Source organism: Sinorhizobium sp. NG07B (assembly GCF_002532005.1).
Taxonomy (GTDB): domain Bacteria; phylum Pseudomonadota; class Alphaproteobacteria; order Rhizobiales; family Rhizobiaceae; genus Sinorhizobium; species Sinorhizobium fredii_C.
The window spans coordinates 230484-246092 of the sequence record NZ_NWTD01000003.1 but is presented as its reverse complement, the minus strand read 5'-3'; the positions used below and the strand labels follow the sequence as shown (position 1 = coordinate 246092).

General features: G+C 59.4%; 13 protein-coding genes. 6 read left to right on the top strand and 7 right to left on the bottom strand.

All coding sequences use genetic code 11. The annotated features are described in order from the left end of the window. The first annotated feature begins 18 nt into the window (after positions 1 to 18). Entirely contained in the window at positions 19 to 855 is an 837-nt protein-coding gene (locus CO664_RS11185) for a sulfotransferase (protein ID WP_037416824.1), read from the top strand. A 19-nt stretch (positions 856 to 874) separates the two neighbouring features. Here CO664_RS11185 and CO664_RS11180 read toward each other — a convergent pair whose 3' ends face one another. From CO664_RS11180 to CO664_RS11155, 6 genes are all read right to left on the bottom strand, one after another. Then, positions 875 to 1768, bottom strand: coding sequence for an ATP-binding protein (locus CO664_RS11180; RefSeq protein ID WP_097538775.1), 894 nt, complete (start codon positions 1766 to 1768; stop codon positions 875 to 877). Between the two features lie 66 nt (positions 1769 to 1834). Then, positions 1835 to 3250 (bottom strand): pectate lyase, encoded by a 1416-nt coding sequence (locus CO664_RS11175; protein ID WP_176536559.1) that lies wholly within the window; start codon positions 3248 to 3250, stop codon positions 1835 to 1837. Positions 3251 to 3354: 104 nt separating this feature from the next. Next, positions 3355 to 4281, bottom strand: a complete 927-nt coding sequence (locus CO664_RS11170) for a sulfotransferase (protein ID WP_037416980.1) — start codon at positions 4279 to 4281, stop codon at positions 3355 to 3357. Positions 4282 to 4653: 372 nt separating this feature from the next. Beyond that, positions 4654 to 5958, bottom strand: a complete 1305-nt coding sequence (locus tag CO664_RS11165; RefSeq protein ID WP_097538773.1) for an O-antigen ligase family protein — start codon at positions 5956 to 5958, stop codon at positions 4654 to 4656. Positions 5959 to 5970: 12 nt separating this feature from the next. Then, the gene (locus tag CO664_RS31680) at positions 5971 to 7170 is read right to left on the bottom strand and encodes a glycosyltransferase family 4 protein (RefSeq protein ID WP_097538772.1); all 1200 of its coding nucleotides are present in this window, start codon (positions 7168 to 7170) and stop codon (positions 5971 to 5973) included. A gap of 146 nt (positions 7171 to 7316) precedes the next feature. After that, positions 7317 to 9317 carry a tyrosine-protein kinase domain-containing protein gene (locus CO664_RS11155; protein ID WP_037416977.1) on the bottom strand — a complete coding sequence of 667 codons (2001 nt, stop codon included), beginning with the start codon at positions 9315 to 9317 and terminating at the stop codon, positions 7317 to 7319. Between the two features lie 384 nt (positions 9318 to 9701). On the opposite strand from CO664_RS11155, the gene CO664_RS11145 reads away from it, so the two are divergent. From CO664_RS11145 to CO664_RS11135, 3 genes are all read left to right on the top strand, one after another. Beyond that, positions 9702 to 10616 (top strand): methionyl-tRNA formyltransferase, encoded by a 915-nt coding sequence (locus CO664_RS11145; RefSeq protein ID WP_097538770.1) that lies wholly within the window; start codon positions 9702 to 9704, stop codon positions 10614 to 10616. A 138-nt stretch (positions 10617 to 10754) separates the two neighbouring features. Beyond that, the gene (locus CO664_RS11140) at positions 10755 to 12515 is read left to right on the top strand and encodes a sensor histidine kinase (RefSeq protein WP_097539174.1); all 1761 of its coding nucleotides are present in this window, start codon (positions 10755 to 10757) and stop codon (positions 12513 to 12515) included. Beyond that, entirely contained in the window at positions 12476 to 13156 is a 681-nt protein-coding gene (locus CO664_RS11135) for a response regulator transcription factor (RefSeq protein ID WP_097524519.1), read from the top strand. The genes CO664_RS11140 and CO664_RS11135 overlap by 40 nt, the downstream gene beginning before the upstream one ends. 3 nt (positions 13157 to 13159) lie before the next feature. Here CO664_RS11135 and CO664_RS11130 read toward each other — a convergent pair whose 3' ends face one another. Next, a complete protein-coding gene (locus CO664_RS11130) occupies positions 13160 to 14533 on the bottom strand; it encodes an SGNH/GDSL hydrolase family protein (RefSeq protein ID WP_097538769.1) in 1374 nt (457 codons plus the stop codon). A 434-nt stretch (positions 14534 to 14967) separates the two neighbouring features. Between CO664_RS11130 and CO664_RS11125 the strand changes: the two genes are divergently transcribed. Further along, a complete protein-coding gene (locus tag CO664_RS11125; RefSeq protein ID WP_097538768.1) occupies positions 14968 to 15399 on the top strand; it encodes a hypothetical protein in 432 nt (143 codons plus the stop codon). Between the two features lie 57 nt (positions 15400 to 15456). Next, the gene (locus CO664_RS11120; RefSeq protein WP_082912469.1) at positions 15457 to 15606 is read left to right on the top strand and encodes a DUF5989 family protein; all 150 of its coding nucleotides are present in this window, start codon (positions 15457 to 15459) and stop codon (positions 15604 to 15606) included. The last annotated feature ends 3 nt before the right edge of the window (positions 15607 to 15609 follow it).

Genomic DNA, 15609 nt, shown 5'->3' with positions numbered 1-15609 from the left:
TGTGACGGAGGGAAATCCATGAAGCTGCACGATATCGATTTCCTGATTATCGGCGCCACCAAGAGCGCCACGACGTGGCTGCAGCAATCGCTGCAGCAGCACCCGCGCATCTACATGCCGGCTCCAGAGCTGCATTATTTCAGTCGCTACTATGACCGCGGAGACGAGTGGTATCTGTCGAACTTCGAAGGGCCCAAGGATCGACGCCTCGTCGGCGAAAAATCCAATTCCTATCTGGATACAGAGGGCGCAGCTGAGCGGATATGCCAGAAACTTCCAGGCGCGATGCTGATCGCCCAGTTGCGCAATCCGATCGAGCGGGCCTACTCGGACTACTGCATGCTATACCGCCGGGGCGAAGTCGGCCGCGACATCGCCACATATCTTGACCCGCGCATGGGTGCCGGCGGGCGCTTCCTGAACGGTGGTCTCTACTTCCAGCAATTGCGCGCCTATTTTGATCGGTTTCCGGCCGAGCAGATCCTCGTCGTTCTTTATGAGGACATGCGAATAGATGCGTCTGCACAGCTCGATCGCATTAGCAAGTTCATGAAGATGACGGACGACATGCCGCTCCAGCCGCTGGAGAAAAAGGTCAAGGACAAGGCGGAGCCGATGATCAACCCTACGCTGCGCCGTCTGCTGCGCCCGTTGAAGCCGATCGTCGCTCCTTTCAGGAACAATGCGGGATTCAAGAGACTGCGGTCGATCGCCGCTGCCGAAGTCGAGTATGCGCCGCTGACCCGAGAACTCAGGGAACGCATGGGCGACTTCTACGCCGCCGAGATAGAAAAGCTCGGCGCCATTGTCGGCAGAGATCTGAACGGGTGGCTGAAAAATGGGGGCGTTCACTAGTTCAGCTGGCCCGGCTACGCTACTGGCGCCCGATCGACAACGCTCCGATAGCCGTCGACGGTTGCGGCCCGCGGAAATCCAGCACGAGCCTTTCGATCTCCGACCCGCCGCCCACGCGCTCCAGTGCGGTAAATGATCCTTCCTCGTCTAGCTCAAACAGGGTGGCAGCGTTTTCCCCAGCGCGATTGGTGCGGGCGATCATGAGCAAGGCGCCAGGACCGTGGAGATAGGCTTGAATATTCTCAATTGCGACATGAAGCTGATCCGCAGAAAAGTAGCCCGTATTCAGAATATTGGCGGCGCGTATCATGTCGAACCGGCGGATAAAGCGTTCCGACTGACGCATTATGTCATTTTCAACGAACACGATCGCACCATTAGGCGGCAGCGACCGGGTAACCATTCGCACCGGCGTGCTCACACCCGCGCTTATGCGCGATCGCAGGCGTGATTGTAGAATGCTGCGGCTAAGCATGAGCGGAATAAATGCAAGCGTCACGTAGTCCAGTCTTCGGATCCAGGGACGGATCGCGATACCCCTGAGGTCATATTGCAATGGCCAGCCCCCCGGATCGCAGAACACTCTGAACCACGGAAACAGTTCGACGATGTGGGCCTCGATGAAGAGATCGGTTGCCGTGATGCTGGCAGCACTGCCGCAATCACTCAGGAATCTGGCGAGTTCCACGGTTGTCAGCCCGGTCGAAACTCCGACGTCCAGAACCTCGCGAAGCGAGCCTGCCCGCTCCTGGGCATGGGGGCGGAACGCGACCTCCAGCTCCTGAAAGCGCGACGGCTGGGTCAGCTTGAAGGTGCCGTTTCGCATCTTGAGCTTGGCAAAGAAGGCAGACTCCAAGACTGCATCGGTCGTATCCACGCCCGATGAATAGAACTCGCTGGCACTCAGGTTCATGCCCCCCTCAACCCTGCTGCATGTCTTACCCCTAGATCGAAACGATTTAAGGACGTCTAAGGTAGCTCATTGCGGATCCGGCAGCGGCCGGACATCGCCGTCTCCCGGATCGCCGGCCATGACGTGGAGAAACTCTTCGAGGTTCGACCACCCGTCACCATCCATGTCCTGCTGACCATCGTCGGCCTTTGCCGGATCCAGGCCGTATTTCACCTCCCAATCATCTGAAATGCCGTCCATGTCCCCGTCCTCGTATGGCGTTCCAGCATCAAGATCGGGCCATCCGCCAACCTCGCGCGGATCCGTTTTCAGCAGGCGCCCGCTGCGACTTTTCACATCCTCGACAATGCGGCTGTCGGCCTCATCGCGCTCGGGCTTTGTGGCACCGGCATTCTCCAGGACCTCCTCGAAGGCGGCCATGGGCGCGGACGTCCGGATGGCCGGCGCCTCGAACGGCGCCTTCACAACAAAACGTCTTTGATCCTCGGCGAGAACTAAGCTGTCATCCTGGTGAGGCGTAGTTCGATAGGGTTCGTCATAGTTGTCCTTGACATAGATCGAGTGCCCGAGGCCGCTTTCGGGGAAAAGATGCACCAGGTGGTCGTTGCGCAACTTTTGTCCTGCGATCTTATAATTGCCCACCACATTGGCCTGAATATGCGTCCATTCATCGCCAAAGCTAACGACGTATTGCCACTCTGGCGAGAAGAGAACATTATTCACGACATCCGCAACCGCGCCGGGAAGTTTCATCTTTATCTGCGGATTTCTGAACCTGCCGAACGCGAAGAGCGAGTGGTGCACCGAGACGTTGCCACCTTTAGTGAACAACATGTTGCGAGCACGATTGTTTTTCCCCGGCCCGCCTTTCAGCAGCGGCTCGCTGGCAATTCCCCATTGCCAGGTGAAATTGCTGGCGTCTTCCGAATCTACCGTCTCGTCCGATCCCCAGCTGGCGGAGATATGATCGAGCATGATGTCTCTTGCCGCCTCCGAGTACATTCCGAGACCGCCGGAACAACACGCCTTGCGCGCATGCGGCCCAGGTCGAAGGCGAATATGCCTGATGATCACGTCGTTGGTCCAAATTTCAATGGAAGGACGAATCTGTGTCTCACCGTTGCGAATGGCGATCCCGCCGCCCGGAGCAGTCTCCCCGGCAATCGTCAGGAACGGATTTCGAACCAACAGCGATTTCTCGCGCAGCGTGATCGTGCCGCCGGTGCGGAAGATGCAGACGCGCGGTCCAGACGCTTCTATGCACCCGCGCAGAGATCCTGGGCCCGACTCGTTCGTGTTGACGACATAGATGACCTTACCGCCGCGGCCTCCAACGGCACCGGCGCCGAAGCCTTCGGCCGTCGGAAAGGCACGCTGCCTGCCGTCCGGCAGCTTGGGTGAAAGAGGTTCCTGCACTGCCGTTGCAGCTTCGGCCTCCCGCACCGGCCCGACCTGCGATCCAAGGAGCAGCCCTGCCAACATCAGCTGAGCCGCGACAATGTCGGGGCGCCTCCAATGTCGGGACCTTCGCGAAACAGCTGAACGCGCAGCCAGCATAGGTTTTCCCTCGCTCCTGCAGGCGATGCTTAAAGATAGCCGTAGCGTCTGAGCATCCAGCCGCACAGCCGCTCGAACGAGAGCTGCTGGCCGGCCGGCATCCGCGCCCGCCAAGACTCGTCCCTCGTGAGTGCGACAGATCCATTCATGCGCAGCCGATTGCCCGCGACCTGGTGCCCTGGACCGACCGGCTCGCCATTCCGCAAAGAAGAACCGATTTGTTGGAGGTCGAGCTCCAGAAACGCCCCGATCTGCCGCATGATGCCGACGGGGTCGGAGACGAAATCCTCATACCTCACACGCAGCACTTTATCCGGGCCCAGTTTTCGCGAGAGATATTCGACCGCAAGATTGACTATGCTCCATCGCAGCGCCGTTCTAAGTACCGATTTTGGCCGGATCTCCTTCTGCAATCCCGAGTTCGCGTCGCGCGCATAGGGTTTCAGCAATGACCAGGCCACGCCGCGCCCGTCACGCACCATGTGGATGACCCGCATGTCAATTCCCGGTATCTGCGCAAGCGCCATCGCCCTTCCCGGCAATTTCGAAGAATCGACGATGACCTGCTTGCCGGAAGAGGTAAGCATCGCGTTCATCAGACGCTCCGTGTGCAGCGCATAGGCCGCAAATTGTTTGCCGAGACTGAGCCCGGAAAACATCCGTGCAAGTACGGGCAGACCCTCGAATTTTTCTTGAAGGCCGCAATACTCCGACATGAGCGTCGGGTCCGAGTTCGCCAGCCATTCCTGGCAAACGGTGCTCCAGAAACGGCAGTCCCGAATCCGATTGCCGCAGGCACAATATTCGTTGTGACGCCAAACATGCCGTGTGAGCGACGTTATCTCACCCGCCCCCAGCACGGCATCGTGCTGCCCCAACGCAATGTCGAGCAAGGTGGTCCCGCTGCGTCCGTAACCTGCGATGTAAGCAATGCGAGCGGGCTGCGAGGGCATCATCATAGCCTTTCATATGAGCGGCTGCTTGAACTTGCCTTCAATTATGCTTGCACGGATCGCGGACGTCCCACCAGCAGATGCGATCGACTACAATCTTCTAGCCGCGGACGTCAGCACGCGCCGACCAGTTATTTCAAATTCATGCGGGGGAATTGGCTGCTCTCGTTCACAAAACAAGTGAAACAAAGAATATATGATAATGCATGCACGCCTGATTAGCAACCCGGCCAGCTTTACTACCGCTCGGCCCTGAACGTACTTCCTCTCCAACTATTCGCCAACTATTTTTTCGACATAAAACCGCTACACATGAATAGATATGATGCGACGCGGTTAGCCGGCTGATTCCGTGAACGACAAAGCCCTCGGGCCTTAAGCTCCGCGCCTTCTAAATCTTTCGGTCTGGCGGAATTGCGCGAGGCCGAGTCCGCAGCACAAGAAAATAGGGATCGTCCAATACCGCGCGTACATATGCGGATTGAACAGGGCAATCGTCAGAAAAACCACAATGGTCGTCGTCATCGCTGCCAGCGCCCTCTTATCTCCTCCGCCCCTTTTGAGCGTCAATCCATGCAGCAGGAGGACGGCCGAAAACATGATCCAGCCCAGGAGCGCGAGCAGCCCGCCTTCGACCCAGAGGAGAAGATAGAGATTGTGAACGGGAGCGGTTTGTACACTTCTCTCCCGGAACTCGTCCGCTCCTAAACCCACAAAGGCAATCTGCTTATCGGATATCGTCTGGAGTGCTTCCTCGATCAGCGCGGCTCTCGAAACGAACGTTCCCGCTTCGGATATGTCGCCGGAGGAAAGCGCGCCCAAAACACGCGTCTGAAATGTCTTGGGCAACAGGTCCTTGCTTCCAAAGCCCGCCACAGCCGCAGCAAGTATGCCGCCGGCAAGCGCCAACCGTAGCAACAGCTTGGGCGTCGAAAGAAACGCCGTGAAGACGCCTAGACAAAGCAACGTTACGAACAGACCGCTATTCGAGCTGGTAAGTATCACCGTACCTATGAATATCGCTATTACCGGTAAGGCGACGTATGACTTGATCCGGCCGGTCGCCCACAAGAAGAGCGGAATTGGCAGCGTCAGGGCATTCATCGCCGCAGCCAAGTTCGGGTTGCGAAGGACTGTCGCCAAACGCCGTCCACCGGTAACGACGCCCTTTCCTTCTCCAGGCACATAGCCAACCGTGTAGAAGGTAATGATGCCGTGAATATCGATGAGAACCATGCTGACCAGGAAAATGGCCGCCAAACGATAGGCTACCCTGGGCTCATCTCGGATCAGAATGAACATCAGGAATACGTAGGCGAACAAATATTGCGCCGTCACGATCAGCCCTCGTTCGGGGCTGTCATTCAAGAGGCTGCCGACCATTAGCCCGACGAACAAGAGCGTGAACGCGATAAGCCAAAGCGGCGTTGCTTCGCCGAGCGGCTTGCTCCATATCCGCCCGGTTATGAAAAGAAGAGAAAGACTGAGGCAGAAAAAGAAATCGCTGAGCGTAAAGAATAGCTCGGAAAACCGCAGTGTTGCATAGGGCGCCAGGAACACGCCCATATAGAGGAAGGCACGTTCGATTGCAGGCAAGGCCGGCGCGCGCAGGTGGGTATCGGAATGAACGTGAAGTGTCGTTGTTTTGCCTAGGTGTGACACTGTCGCCTCGCGCCGCATATCGCTGCCCCGTCACCGGCTATGGGCCTGCACTCGGTCGGCGCCCTTAATGCCGCCCGTGCGCAGCAGGTCTTCGTAGACCGCCGTGATTGCGTGCACGTGGCGCTCTATGCTGAAGCGGGCGCGTGCTTGGTTGCGCGCCGTTTCCACGATGTGCGCCAGATAGCCTGAGTCGCCGAACAGTTTTAGGCAAGCTCTTGCGAATTCGTCCGGATCCTCCGGGCGAACGAGCATGCCCGTTTCGCCGTCCTCTACGACCTCGGGATTGCCACCCGAATCTGCTGCAATGACCGGCGTTCCGAGCAGCATTGCTTCGACGAGCGTTCTTCCGAGCGGTTCGTTCACCGCCGTCACCAAAAGAGCATCCAGCCCCGCGATCCAAGGCTCGCCCGGATAGCGGAAACCCATGAAATGCACGCGGTCGCCGACCCCAAGGGCTTGCGCGCGCGATCTTGCGGCGTCGTCAAGCCCGTTCAGAGCGTTTCCCAGGAACAGCCCGGCAAACTCTAAACTCGGCTCCAGCCGCCGCAGGGCCGCGAGCACCTCGACGAAAAGGATTGGCCGCTTGCGATCGACCAGGGTTCCGACATATCCGAGGAGCCTTGTTTCCGGCGCGCACCCAATCGTGGCGATGATGTTTCTTCGACTGTCTTCCCGCTCGACCTCTTTCGCTTTCATGACGTCGAATGGACTATGAACGACGCTGCATTTGGCCGCCGCTGAAATAAATCCAGGGCGTGGCGAGGCAAATTTCGAAACGGCCACGAGACGGTTCGGAAGCCAGGGCGCGATGCGTCGCAAGCCGAAGGACGTCGCGTCGCCACGGTGGTGCCAGAGGTGCTTCGATCCCGCCAATCGAGCTGCGAGACCCCACATGAGATGTGCGCGACCGTCGTTGGTGTGCACGATTGCGACGTCCCTGCCCCGCAAATATCTGACAAGCGCCGGAAGAGTGCGGGCGACATTGAGCGCCGCCGTGCAGTTGCGCGCGCCGGCCCGCTCCAGGCGGTTCAAGACGGGCGCTGGTTCAAAGTCGATACCTTCGCGGCGAAACAGTTCCGCCACCGGCCCCTCGGTATCATGGAGGACAACGAGCGGCGCGAACAACGGTTTCGGAAGATTTCGTATCAGTCCGAGGGCGGACAGATGACTGCCGCCTATGAAATCCCCGATGAAAGGAAAGCACACGGTCCGCGGCCGCCCGTTGCTCATGTTGGATTCTCCGTTCTACAACAAACGCTGGAGCCGAGACCGACGGAAAGCTTGTGGGCCCGCCCTTTCAGACGATCTCCCTCCGACAGACGAGCCTTGCTCGGTTTCAGCAAATACGAGCGCCGGCCCGGCTTCGGGTTGCCGAATTACACCATCTTCGACGGAGAATTGGGCGCGGCTCTCACCGAAAGGACCGACGAGGTATTCGTTTCCTTGATCGGGCGGTCGGCGATCGCACCATTTCCGCGGGACCGGCTCCTGATCCATCCACCCGCCGGAAAACGCCTCGAGGTTATCACGTAGCCTCCGTAGCGGTGGCGTCTATGAATGTCAGGATTGACTTGATTGATTGCCGTGCCGATCAGTGGCGCATGATTCATCCGAAGCTGGGAAACGGCCACCAACAATTGGTCCTCGGTTGTCTCGCCCCAGGACACCATCAGGATGACCCCGTCGACAAAGGGTGCGAGCCAAGTCGCATCGCCCGAGCTGAGGACGGGCGGGGCGTGAAGCACAATGAAATCATACCCGCTCTGCCTGAGCGCCTGGATCAGTTCACATAGCTTGTCGGAGTCGATGAGTCTGAACGGCTCCGTCATTGCCAGCGTCGCGTCGAGATAACCTAGGCCCGGCAAGGTCGGAATCGTTTGCACGACATCGGCGAGGGTCGCTTCATTGTTGAGATAGCGCTCGAGGAGTTCGGGTGAGCGCCCCATGCTCTTCAAAAAGGGAATGCTGTGCTGATGGAAGTCCAGGTTCACGAAGGCGGTGGGGCGGCCGTCTGCGGCCGCCGCCGTTGCAATTCCCCACGCAGTCGATGCGTTTGCAATGTTGTGACGGCATGAGGTGACCATCACGACGCGATGCAGCTGCTTGGCTTCCGAGAAGCGGGACGCCATATAGATCGAACGCTCCGCTTCGGCCGATGTCACATTGCTCCAGTCCGGTATGCATGACGATCGCTTGGTGCCGTGCGACGAAAAATGTTTCGGGATTTTCGGCACATAGCCCAAGTTGGGAATTCTCAGGAGTTCGGCGGTGCGCTGGCCGCTGCGGATTCGCGTATCAGTCGCCTCGAACAGGAGGGCGAGCAAGAAGGCCAACAAGGTCGACCCGGCAAATGTCGCCGGAACAATGATGCTTGCCTTGGGAAAGGATGGTGAATTCGGGAGTTCCGCCGCCGATACGATCCGGGCGCTCGGCTTCAGCGATTCCGCCTCAAGGTCCAACAAGATGCGCCGAACCTCCTCTTCGATCATGCTGCGTACGCCCGCGATTTGCGAATCTGCATCGATCATCTGAGGGTGGTTCTTGCCGAACTTCGCCGCGATCTCCGCTTTGCTCTGCAGCAATCGGGCCTCTTCTGCCCGCAATGTGACCAGAAGCGGCTGCGTCATGCTTTGCCGGAGGAACCCGACCGCGCCGCCCGTATTAATGGCCCGCTGCTTGTCGGCGATCCGCTCGTCCTGCTTGAATTCGAGCGAGGATTCGACGTACAGCTTGGCAATCGTATTGGCGATTTCCTGAGCGAGCCTGGGACTGGGATTCGATACGGTAATTCTTACCGCAAGGCTCTCTCCGGTCCGGCTGACATTGAGCTGGGGCAGCAGTGTCGAGATTGCGCGGTCCCGTTGAGCTTTCAGATCCGGCAGAGTTCTGACCGGATCGGGCGACTGATCGATTCCGATTATTCCCTGTAAGTACGCAAGAAGTCCGCCACCGATGTTTTGCGGTTGTTTGGCCTGGCGAGCATAGGGGTTGAAGCTGGGATTGTTGATGAGCTCCAATCTGTCGACCACGCGGCCGGCAAATTGTCTGGACTGCAAGACATCCATCTCGGTTTCTGCTGCAGAGCGATCACGGTCGACGGTCGTCAAAGAAGCGTCAGTAGCAAACGGTCGAACGTCTTTCCGCTCGAGCACGACTTCAGAACTGGCCGTGTAGGTTTTTGGCAGCGTGAATGATGCGATCGCAGAGAGCAAAGTGCACCCGACGATCACTGTCGCAAGGAGCCGCATGCGCCGTTTGACGAGCGCCCAAGCATCTAGCAGACCTACCGAATTCCCATTGCGCTGAACGGCAAGCTCAACGCTTTCTCGGTAGTGGGAGCGAGCAGAGAGGCTGCCATTAGAAACGAACGTCGTCATGGAAACCATCTTAAGCAACAATTTTCGCTATCGTTCTAGATTAGTGAAATGTTTAGTAGGGCGCAATAATTTAGTTCGCCCCATCGCCACCTGTAGTTTCGGAAGTGACGTATATCTTATTCAATCGCTTCATCTTTTAGCCATTTCTTGGCGCGAATACGGCGGGTCACCAATTCTGAAACGCCGCTTCATCCGAGGGCAAGGGCGGCCGCCTTCTCCTTTCGCGGCGCAAATCCAAGGTGCTGTCGCGGCGGACTTGTCTGGTTCCTGCACTGGACATCATGGTCGTCCTTGGAGTTCAATGCGGCCAGCATAGCATCACATCGTTCGTTGCCGCCGGGAAATGACATCCCGCGCTCGTCGATAGTCGGCGGTTGTTGGTTCATGCGTATCGTTTTCGTCGGTGCCGTGGAGAGCTCCGTAATCGCTCTCGAAGCGCTCATAAGGATGGGGCGCGCTCCTACGCTCGTTGTCACCCTGCCGCCTGAGCTGGCCGGGCGCCACTCCGATTTTGCCGATTTGGGGGCCATGGGGCGCGCCGCCGGTTGCGCCGTTCGCTACGCGTCGGATATCAATCAGCCGGACGTGCTGGAGGCGATGGCGGCGGTCGAGCCCGACCTCACCTTCGTCATCGGCTGGTCGCAGGTCTGCAGGCAGGCCTTTCGAGATGTCGCGCGCCTGGGTACGATCGGGTTCCATCCTGCCGCCTTGCCGCGTCTGCGCGGTCGCGCGGTCATTCCCTGGACGATATTGCGCGGCGAGGAAGTGACCGGATCAACGCTGTTCTGGCTGGATGAAGGCATCGATTCCGGCCCGATCTTGCTTCAGCGGCTGTTCGCCGTCGCGGCCGACGAAACCGCTCGCAACCTCTATGCAAAGCACACAACGAATTTGCGCGAGATGGTGGTCGAGGCGATCGCGCTCGTCGAGACGGATAATCCCCCACGGAGAGAGCAGGATCATGACCAGGCGAGCTATTGTGCGAAGCGAAGCGCCGAGGACGGCCTGATCGACTGGAATGCGCCCGCCGTCTCCGTGCTCCGGCTGATCCGTGCAGTCGGCGCCCCCTACCCCGGTGCATTTTCCTTTTACAGCGGCGAGCGGGTCCGTATCGACGCAGCCGTGGAGTTCGAGAACGCCGGCCGTTACATCGGTTTGGTCGGACAGGTTCAATGCCATTCAAAACGCGGATTCGTCGTTCTATGCGGCGACGGCGCGTGCATCGAGGTGGTGGCCTGGGCCTCCCGGACTGGCAGGCGCCCGGCGGTACACGGCAGATTCCGTCCACATGCGCCTTAGGACTAGCCGAGGCGGCTTTCGTCTCCAGAGCCGGAAAGTCGGCAACGAATCTGGTCTTTGGAAATGCAATTCGACATAATCCCCTCTGGCCTGCCGAAAGACCGGGGTTGATTGCCTGCCTGAAGAGAGGACTTGGCGGTGAAGTACTGGGCCTCCGCGATTTCCACAGTGCGGGCCGAAAACGGGTTGGCCCCGGCGACCAATCGACAGACTTGGATCAATACATTCCGGGCTCGCTCGGACGCGGTCATCGCCATCGCTCGCATCGTCCTGGCGATCGGCAGCCTGTGGATTACATGGCTCGATGCCGCCATCTGGCCCGCGCGCTCGCAACTCGTTTTCTGGCTGCTCGTCGCTTATCTCGCCTACGCCATCGCTGCAGCCCATTTCGTTTGGAAGGCCCAGGTCCATAGGGTCCGCGGGACCCTCGTGCGGCATATCATCGACGTCGCCACTTTGGTTGCCCTGGCGCTGCTTACCGGCCGGGTGTCTGGCCCGGTCTTCATGCTCATGCCGTTCGTCCAGCTGACAGCGACGCTGCACTGGCTCTGGCGCGGTGCCTTGTGGACCGGTTTCATCGGCGTCGCGATCCTCGCATATCTGGCGCTTTCGAATACCGTCTGGCCCTCCAACTCGGGCGTCGACGCGGCAGTCGCGCTGTCGTTCATACTCTTCCTGCTGACGGCAACGGTTCTTCTCACATGGCTCGGGACTCATCAGGAGGCGGTGCGCTCCGAGTTGTTGCGGCTCGTCGAGCGGACGCCCGGCGCGCCCGACGGGCGTGATTGGCCGGCCGAGGCGGCGCTGGATTATGCCGCGCAGGTGATGCGCGTCGGCCGCGCACTACTGATCTGGAGTGACGGCGACGAACCCTGGACCCATCTTGCCACATGGGAGAACGGCGCATGCGAGGTGAGGCATTTGTCGCCGACCACCTATCTGCCGTGGACACCCGAAGCGCTGGAGCATGCAAGTCTTCTGATCATCGACGCAAAGCGATCGCGAGCCCTCATTCACCGCGGCGAGGGACGTTTCGATCGATGGCGCGGAGACGAGTTGCCGGCGTCCCCCGCCCTCGTCGCCGAATTCTCGATCACTTCGGCGATTTCGGTGCAGTTCCACGCGAGCGACGTCGAGGCGCGCCTGTTTCTCCTCGATCCCCCTGCCCCGACACTTGACGACGTTGCCATGGCGGAAATTGTCGCCGACCGGCTGAAGGCGCTTTTCGAGCAAGCAATTTTGCTGCGCCGTCTCAGCGACGCAGCCGCCCTTGAGGAACGCATCAAGATCGGACGAGATATACACGATGGGGTGCTGCAAACCCTGGCGGGCATGGCCTTGCAGCTGCAAAGCCTGCGCTCGTCGAAGGCCGAGCCAGAGGAGATCGACAGGCGTCTGATGGCCTTGCAAGCCATGCTATACGACGAACAAAGAGAGCTCCGCGCTCTCATTCGCGCGCTCGAACCGGGATCCGATCACGGCGGCGCGAAGGACTCGCCGCTGGTGGCGCGATTGGAGGCACTGGCCAAACGCTTGCGGCGGCAATGGTCGATCGACTTTCGCTTCCTTCTGGAACCCGAAGACCTCCGCTTGCCGTCATCGATCATCGACGAACTGATGCGGATGATTGCAGAGGCGACGGCCAATGCGGCACGTCATGGGCATGCAAGAACGCTCGAGGCCCGGCTCCGGCTCGACGGCGGGGCCGTGGTCCTCACCGTGGACGATGACGGAACGGGCTTCGGCTTTGACCGGCGCCTCGAGCATGCGGAGCTGGAGAGCAGCAAGGTCGGTCCGCGGAGCCTTCGAGAGCGCGTGGCGACCTGGGGAGGAGAACTCTCGATCGACAGGGTGGAGCAATGGACTCGGATAACCATCAAGATACCGGCCCATCCGTGAGCCCGCGTATCGTGGTCGTCGACGACCACCTGATCGTCCTGGACGGGTTGCGCCGCTTGATCGACGCCGAGCCCGGCTGGCAAGTGGTTGCAACATGCAAAACGGCTGCCGAGGCGCTCGAGGTCGTCTCGACCCGGCCGGTCGACCTGGTCGTCGCCGATCTGCGAATGCCCGAAATCGACGGCCTCGACCTCATTCGCCGCCTGCACGGCGATCGGCCGGAACTCGCCTGCGTCCTTCTGACCGCCGATATCAGCGATCAGGAACTTGCCGAGGCGATGAGAATTGGTGTGCGCGGCATCGTTCTCAAGGAACAGGCGCCAAGTGCGCTTGTCGAGTGCATTCGGGCGGTGATGGCCGGCCGAACGTCTGTCGTGGATCAAGGTTTGACTGCGGAGATCGATCGAATTCGTGAACGCGACATCGAACGCCGCGCGGTCATGCAGAAGTTGACCCCGCGTGAACTCGAGATTTCCCGCCTTGCGGCAGCAGGTTTGCGCAGCCGTGAAATAGCCCTGCGGCTTGGAATAGCACCCGGCACCGTCAAGCTTCACCTTCATAGCGTCTACAGCAAGCTCAACATCACGACCCGCGTGGAGCTCGCCAATATTTCTCAGCGGCTGCAGCTAGGTTCGAATTGATCATCACGGGGTCGCCATCGGAGGCAGGCATGCTTCGCCGCAAGGTCGTTTAATCGCTGCGGTGATCGGAAGGCCAGTCTCCTTCACCGCGATGGAGCGGAGGATTTCCTTCGCAACGAATTTGGCCCCGGCACGACTGAAATGAGCATCGGGCGCATACAGAAGAATAGGGTCGGGCTGGGCGCGTATGGCCTCGTGAAGATCAAGCACGGGAATCCCCTCTGCCGCGGCAGCATCGAGTACCCTCCTCCGCAGCGGATCGAAGGGGCGATCCGATGAGAACGGCCCGATGAACCTGTCCATCCTCGGCACGTAGACCAATGTGAAAGTGCCGCCCCAGCCCTTGGCCAGTTCTTTCGCGCGGTGCAGTATCTTTCTGAACTCCGGCGTGTCGCCGGCAATCTTCGGATAAACCAACCCCAGCCGTGCGAGAGTTTGCTGCAGGGCGACGAAATTGCGCAGCAAGGATGTTCTCGTGAGCAGGTCGACACTCGTGACCGGGGCATTTTTTCGCTCCGCCAGAATGCTGCGAGCCTCGCGCATGGTCGCTTGCGCCGTCGACTGCAAACCGAAGTTCGCATCCGGCGAAAGCGCTTGTCGAAGCCAGGGCACGGCGAGTTCCCGCTCCAGATTCTCCCAGTCGTTGCCTTCAACAAAAACCATCATCACGTGGCGGGGACGCAAAAGCTCACCGAAACGACCGAGCATTGCGAGTTCGACCAGAGGACCATTTCCGCGAATGCCTATGCTCGCTGTGGTAGCGCCACCCGCCCGCACGCTGGATGCAAGGTCCTCGCCCGGAGGCAGGCAGAAGCCTTCGACGAACGAGTCTCCGAGGAGCATCAAATCCAGCCGGCGATTATACACGTCGTCGGGATTGTTGAAGCCGTACCGGTCCGCCGTGTAGCTGACGATGCCGTCCTTGGACGTGCACAGCACCACCTGCGTTGCCGGAAAGCCGGACAGCAGCGCCTCCGGGAGCTCGTCGGTGCCGGAAAGCCGGTTCAGGCTCCGGAGCGTGAAACCAGGGACGATGTTCTTGTTGCGCCTGAGCGTTTCGGACTGCGCCTCGCTAAGCTGGCCGAGCATTTCCAGCCGGACTGAGACGACAGAGACCGTATGCATCGCCTCGAAGAGGAAGAGGCCGAGCAAGATGCTCGAGGCACAGATGCCGACAAGCGCGGAAATACGCGGCTTCGCAAGCAGGCCGATGGCGATCACGGCGGCTCCCAGCACGCCCGGAATCAGCACGTAGCGGATGAAATGCGGGGGTTCAGCTGCGAAAAGCTGGTAATGCAACACAGCGTAGACGGGGCTTAACAACAGATACAGGCCAGGAACGGCGCATGCCACAAGCCCGAGATGCCGCTTCGTCATGACATCTTGTCCTCTCTGACGAGCCGTCCAGCAAGCCGTGCCTTTGCAGACCGCCTTGTTCAGGCGGCCGATCCCGACTTGTCTGTTCTGACAGCTTTGGCAGATAAGAATCGTATCTCTTGCACTTGAACTCACACAAATGAATTCAGAATAGGAATTTGATACGAAAGCATTTTTGTGCGGCGGAATATACGGCGTTTTGCCGATAGAGTCTCCCCCCAAAAAATGGCCGGGCGCGCAAGTTTGATCAATGCCGCTGTACCGCTTGGGCCGCGACCAGGCGTCGCCTGCTCTCTATATCCAATGGTATATTGACCGGATCGGTCGCCGCTTGTTCTATACGATGCGTCCTATATTATTCCTCAATGCAGGCGATTGCATTTCGAGCAGTATCCTATTTTAGAGATTAGCACTGGCCGCTGAGGGCGTTCCCGATGAACCAGGCGCACGAGTCTTTTTCCGAGCATGCCTTGGAGGGGCCGTCGAACCGCAGCTTCGGCTACACGGTCGGTGGCATCCTCCTCGCTTTTGTTCTCGCGCGGTGGTTTATCAGCGGCGGGCTCACTCCGATCACCACGGGGCTTGCAGTCATCGGCTGTATCCTCGTCCTGTTGGCGTTTGCCTCTCCCGACTGGCTCGCCTTGCCGAACCGGCTGTGGATGAAACTCGGCCTGTTGCTGTTCAAAATCGTCAATCCCGTGGTGATGCTTCTGATCTATGCGGTAGCCTTCGTTCCGATCGGGGTCTTCTTGAGGCTGCGCGGCTACGATCCGCTCGTCGCCGCGTTCGACAAAGGTGCGCACACGTACTGGAATGAGCGGCAACCGCATGAACCGGACCCGACGACGATGCGCAATCAGTTCTGACGCAGGCGGTTGTAAAGCGACAAGAGCGTTGTCGGTTGATGAGTGGAGGAAATGGATATGGAACTGATCCGTGAACTCTGGGCCTATATGGGCGTCCGCAAGAAGTTCTGGCTCCTACCTATCTTCATCATACTCGGAGTGTTTGGCGGATTGGTGGTGCTGACGCAGGGTACCGCGGTGGCGCCGTTCATCTACACCCTGTTCTGAGCC